This window comes from Haloplanus sp. (genome assembly GCF_028275055.1).
Classification (GTDB): Archaea; Halobacteriota; Halobacteria; order Halobacteriales; family Haloferacaceae; genus Haloplanus.
In genome coordinates, this window is record NZ_JAQCNJ010000029.1 from 1 (window position 1) to 5,564 (window position 5,564).

Sequence of the window (5,564 nt, forward strand, 5' to 3'; positions counted from 1 at the left end):
CGGAGCGTCGAGAGATCGTACCCCTCGACCCACCCGTCACCGTGTTTGCGGAGCGCGCGGATGGCCGTCGGCGAGATACCGAACTGCGTGACGCCGTGGTCGTCGATCAACCGCCAGAACCGATCCGGCTCGGGGTGGTCCGGCGCACCCTCGTACATGACGACGGTGCCGCCATGGGTGTGTGTGCCGAGCAGCGACCACGGTCCCATCATCCACCCGATGTCGCTGACCCAGAAGAACCGGTCGGCGGGCTTGAGATCCATCCCGAAGTACACCTCCTTTGCCGCCTGTATCAACGCCCCGGCGTGGGTGTGGACGATTCCCTTCGGCGTCCCGGTCGTGCCCGAAGAGTACAACAACATCGACTCGGCGTCGGAGGGGAGCGACCGCGTCTCGAAGTCGGGGTCGCGTTCTCCGATCGCTTGTTCCCACCGCTCGTCGCGGTCGTCGTTCCAGGGCACCTCACCGGCGTCGACGAGACCGAGACGGTCGAAGACGACCGTGTGTTCGACGTGACCCGCCTCCTCGACCGCCGCATCGGCATCGCCTTTCAACAGGACGTGGTCGCCACGGCGGTAGAAGCCATCGCCGGTGAACAGGACCGTCGGTTCGGCATCGGCGATGCGGGTCGCCGCTGCGTCGACACCGAACCCCGAAAACACCGGGACGGCTACCGCACCGATTTTGAAACAGCCATAAAGGATAGCGGCCACCTCGGGAACCATGGGCATGTACAGTGCGACCGTATCGCCGACACCGACGCCGCGGGCATCGAGGTAGTTTGCGACCCTGTTTGCCCCCCGGCCGAGGTCGTGGTACGTCACCTCCCGGACCTCACCCGGTTCGCCCTCCCAGAGGCAGGCGACCCTGTTCCGGGCGTCGGACGCGACGTCGGCGTGCCGGTCGAGGGCGTTGTGGGCGGCGTTGAGACGACCGCCGGGGTACCAGTCGGTGAACTGCGGCCCCTCGGCGTCGTTCCGGACGGCGTCGTACCCCTCGTCGAACTCGATGTCGAGGTAGTCGACGAGTTCGTCCCAGAACCAGTCGACGCCGGATCTGGGTTCGCCCGGCACAGTGGTGGTGGTCCGCTCGATCAACTCGTCGTAGTCGTCGATGTCGTACGCTTGCATGAACCTGTGGACGTTCGTCGACTCGACGAACTCCCGGGACGGGTGATAGACGACCGATCCCGTCCGTTGTTCTCGCTCGGTTGGCATGCTCCGAACTGTACCCCGTCAGTGTAATAGATGTTTGTCTCCCCGGCTTCGTGGACGCCGCCGTTGACCGCCAGCAGTAACCCTTTAGTGCGGTCTGTCGGAACCTGACCTCATGCTTTGGGAGAACACCGACCACTCGGCGAGCGAGGCCACCCTGCGGTACACGATGGAGCCAAAGGAGTTCGAGAACAGGTTTCTCCCGTACGACGTGTTGACGAATCTCGCACACGTCACGATGCTGAACCGGCAGGGGTTTCTCACGGACGACGAACTCGCCGACCTCCGGGTGGCGCTGACCGACATCTACGACAACGTCGACACGGTCGAGGGTGAGGATGTCCACACCTTTGTCGAAGAACGGGTGACCCAACGGACGGAGGCCGGAAAGAAGATGCACCTCGCCCGGTCGCGCAACGATCAGATCTTTGTCGACACACGCCTATTTATGAAAGACGCGACGATCGACCTCGCACACCGGGTGCTCGGGTTCGTCGACGCCCTCGACACCTTTGCCGAGGAGCGGAACGTCCTGATTCCGGGGTACACCCACCAGCAACAGGCGATGCCGTCGTCGACGGGGCTGTGGGCGTCGAGTTTCGCCGACGCGCTGATCGACGACCTGAAATCACTCCGGGCGACCTTCCGGATCATCGACACCAATCCGCTCGGAGCCGCCGCCTCCTACGGCACCAGCCTCGACATCGACCGCGACCTGACGACCGAACTGCTCGGGTTCGCCGACAAACAACACAACCCGATCTACTGTTCGAACCGCGGGAAACAAGAACTCCAACTGCTCCAGACGCTCGATCTGGTGATGCTCGACGTACAGAAACTGGCGGAGGACCTCATCAACTTCTCCGAGGATCAGCAGTTTTTCGAACTCCCCGACGAGTACTGCACGGGCAGTAGCATCATGCCCCAGAAGCGCAACCCCGACATCCTGGAGTTGGCGCGGGCGAAAGCCGAGGAGGTGTCGGCCGCAAAGGAGGCGATCCGGCGGATCATCGGGAAGCTTCCGAGCGGCTACAACCGCGACAGCCAACGGACAAAGAAACACCTCATCGAGTCGGTCGACACCGTCCGCGCGACGGTCGACATCCTCACGCCGTTGATCGAGGACTTGGAACTCTCCGAGGAGTTCACCGTCGACGACGGTATCTTTGCCGCGTACACCGCGAACAAAAAGGTCGAGGAGGGGATGGCGTTTCGCGACGCCTACCACGAGGTGAAAGCTTCGGAGGAGTACGAGGTTCACTCGGAGGTTGCCGAGCCGACCCGGCAGTCGCTCGGCGATCAACGGGTGTTCTGGCGCGACGAACGCGAGCGATTCGACGGCGTGGCCGACCGACTGCTCGTCGAGTGACCTACAACGTGTGTTCGTCGTCGCCCTCGTTCCGGATGGCGGGGTCCTGTTGATCCTCGACGACCTGCGTGAACAGATCCTCGTCGGCCGGCCCGGTCGTCGACTCCTCGGTCGTGTAGGCCGACACGCCAAGCGAGAGCAGTTCCTCGACGGCTTGGTCGCGGTTGATGAACTCCCCTTCTTCGACGAGCTGGCTGATCTCGATGTCGATGTCGTCCGGTAGCGACACTTCAGCGGTGGGCATGTCCGAACGTCACGGGTTCCCCGGAAATAAAGACCCGGTTCCGGCCAAGGCGACGCCGGCAACCGCCGCCCCCCGTTCGTGGGGAAGCCGACCGACAGAGAGTCCACAACGGCGGAGAAGGTCACCGTCCTCGGGGGACTCGACACGGGCAGTTCCTCCGTTCTTTAGGTTACTCCGTCGTGTCACCGCCCTACGCTCGACTCTCGCATGTGCGCGGTCGTGGCGCATCGACGGCGGTGTTGCCGGGTTCACGGCCGCGCTCGGCGGGCAACCGGGTGTTCGGCCCGTCTTCGCGGTTTCGACGCCCGCCCCGGGGCGCTGGCACACGACATCAGTCGGTGTCTCAGGGTGTTCTACCGGTGGGTGCGGGTGACGTGGCCACCACAGCCACACCGGGCGGCGTGATGGGGCCACACGCTTGATCCGTGGATTTTTATCGCCCGCCCGCCACCTGCCGGATGATGAAAGAATCCCTGATGGCGATCCTCTGTGATCCGCTCGATAAGAGCGACCTCGAACTCGAAGTTGACGAGCGAGACGGCGAGGAGATCATCGAGGGTCGACTCGTCGGCACCGAGACGGGCGAGGTGTACCCCATCGAGGACGGTATTCCGAACCTCCTCCCGCCTGACATGCGCGAGGAGTAGCGGCGGTCGAGGGACTGAAGATTTTTCCGCTCCGGGGACGACTCTCACCGTGTGACTCCGGTGTTACTGGTCGAGTTGAACCGTGGGGCGCTTCACGAGGTCGAGGTGCCGGCGGAGTTTGCCATCGGCGAGCCGTTCTCGGTCGAGCTTCGAAACCACGGCGAGTCCGTCCACGTCCACGTCCGGGCCGACGAGGCCCTGTCGGCCGTCGCTCGGATCGACACCGACGGCAACCTGTTCGTCGAGCGTGAAACGACCCAGTCCGTGCCGGTCGGCGTCGAACGCGTCGACTCGCCGGTGACTGGAACGCTCGAAATCTCGACCGGGTACGGGGCCGAACAACGGACCGTCGAGGTGACGGTCGAACCCGGCGGTGACGACGACGCGGTCGACGTCGACGAGACGCTCTCGCGGCCACCGGACTCGGATGACGCGGGGTCGCCACCCCTCAGCGAACGGGTCTCGCTCGGCGTCCCGAGTCGACGTAGCCTCGCCCTTCTCGGGGTCGGTGCCGTCGCCGTCGCCGTCGCTGCCGCCGTCACGACGGCCGTCCGGAGTCCGGCCGTGTTGGTCGGCGCGGGCGTCGTCGTCGGGGCGGTGCTGGTCGCCCTCGTCGCGGTGTTCACGTAGTACAGATGGATGCCACGAGCGTCCGATCCTGACCGTTCGGGTGCGGGCGGCCGAGGGTCGGATCTTCAACTATTAATGTCTCGACCGGAAACGGATCGGTGATGACGCTGTCCGTGACCAACACCCTGACCGGCGACCGCGAGGAGTTCGAGCCAGCGGGCGAGGAAGTCCTGCTGTACGTCTGTGGGCTGACGGTCTCGGACGACGCCCATCTCGGTCACGCCCGGGTGTGGACACACGCCGACGTGATGCACCGGTGGCTCTCCTACCGTGGATACGACGTTCGCCACGTCGAGAACTTCACCGACGTGAACGAGAAGATCGTCGCACGGGTGGGCGAGGCCGATCTCGGTGGGTCGGAACTCGACGTCGCCGAGGGGTTCATCGGCTCGATCATCGGCGATATGCGCGGCCTGAACCTGAAGCGGGCGACGGTGTACCCACGGGTGTCCGAACACATCCCCGAGATCATCGACCTCGTTGAGACGCTGATCGACCGGGGGTACGCCTACGAGACCGAGGGGTCGGTCTACTTCGACGTGACCGCATTCGACGACTACGGGAAACTGTCGAACCAACAGGTCGACGCGATGGAAGCCCAAGGCGACCCCGACGAGCGTTCGGAGAAGCGCAACCCGGCGGACTTCGCACTCTGGAAGGCCGGGGGTGTGTCCCCGAGCGACGTGGCCGACCACCGCACGGACGACCGGCCGGTCGACGACCCACCCTCGGGCGAGACGTGGGCGTCGCCGTGGGGCGAGGGGCGACCGGGGTGGCACATCGAGTGTTCGGCGATGAGTACGACCCACCTCGACGACACCATCGACATCCACGTCGGCGGTCACGACCTCGTTTTCCCCCACCACGAGAACGAAATCGCACAGAGCGAGGCAGCGACCGGCGAGCGGTTCGCGCGCTACTGGCTCCACACCGGATTGTTGGAGACGGCGGGCGAGAAGATGAGTTCCAGTCTCGGCAACTACTTTTACGTTGCCGACGCCTTGGAGGAGTTCGGTCCGAACGTGCTCCGTACGTTCTACTGTTCGACCAACTATGGGTCGAAACAAACCTACAGCGAGGCGGCGGTGAAGGAAGCACGTGAGCGCTGGGAGCGCCTCGAACGCGCCCATGAAACGGCGGTCGAGGCCTGTGACAGCGTCGACGCCCGCACCAAAGTCGCGGACGCGGACCTCCGGACGGCGGTCGACCAGGCCCGCGAGGAGTTCACGACGGCGATGGACGACGACTTCGGCGTGCGCGAGGCGACGGCCGCGTTGCTGGAACTCGCCTCCGCGGTCCACCGTCACGTCGACGACGCCGACGCCTACGACTACGTCGGCCTCCGGCGGGCGGTCGAGACGGTTGAGGAACTCGGCGGCGACGTGCTTGGCCTGGAGTTCGGCGACGACGGCGGGGGCGACGCCCGCCTCGCCGCCGACCTGATCGAACTCGTTCTGGAC

General features: G+C 65.0%; 6 protein-coding genes. 4 read left to right on the forward strand and 2 right to left on the reverse strand.

Annotated features, from left to right (window positions below; genetic code table 11):
* On the reverse strand, nucleotides 1–1,217 hold a 1,217-nt coding region (locus Q0925_RS04000; RefSeq protein ID WP_299332121.1), incomplete at its 3' end, for an AMP-binding protein.
* A 112-nt stretch (nucleotides 1,218–1,329) separates the two neighbouring features.
* On the opposite strand from Q0925_RS04000, the gene argH reads away from it, so the two are divergent.
* Entirely contained in the window at nucleotides 1,330–2,583 is a 1,254-nt protein-coding gene (gene argH, locus Q0925_RS04005; RefSeq protein WP_299332122.1) for an argininosuccinate lyase, read from the forward strand.
* Between the two features lies 1 nt (nucleotide 2,584).
* On the opposite strand, the gene Q0925_RS04010 is transcribed toward argH, so the two are convergent.
* The gene (locus Q0925_RS04010) at nucleotides 2,585–2,827 is read right to left on the reverse strand and encodes a DUF7120 family protein (protein ID WP_299332123.1); all 243 of its coding nucleotides are present in this window, start codon (nucleotides 2,825–2,827) and stop codon (nucleotides 2,585–2,587) included.
* Between the two features lie 461 nt (nucleotides 2,828–3,288).
* On the opposite strand from Q0925_RS04010, the gene Q0925_RS04015 reads away from it, so the two are divergent.
* The 3 genes from Q0925_RS04015 to cysS all read left to right on the forward strand — a co-directional run.
* Nucleotides 3,289–3,474 (forward strand): methytransferase partner Trm112, encoded by a 186-nt coding sequence (locus tag Q0925_RS04015; RefSeq protein WP_299332124.1) that lies wholly within the window; start codon nucleotides 3,289–3,291, stop codon nucleotides 3,472–3,474.
* A 51-nt stretch (nucleotides 3,475–3,525) separates the two neighbouring features.
* Entirely contained in the window at nucleotides 3,526–4,104 is a 579-nt protein-coding gene (locus tag Q0925_RS04020; protein ID WP_299332125.1) for a DUF7524 family protein, read from the forward strand.
* A gap of 101 nt (nucleotides 4,105–4,205) precedes the next feature.
* The coding region (gene cysS, locus Q0925_RS04025) for a cysteine--tRNA ligase (protein ID WP_299332127.1) at nucleotides 4,206–5,564 on the forward strand (1,359 nt) is incomplete at its 3' end.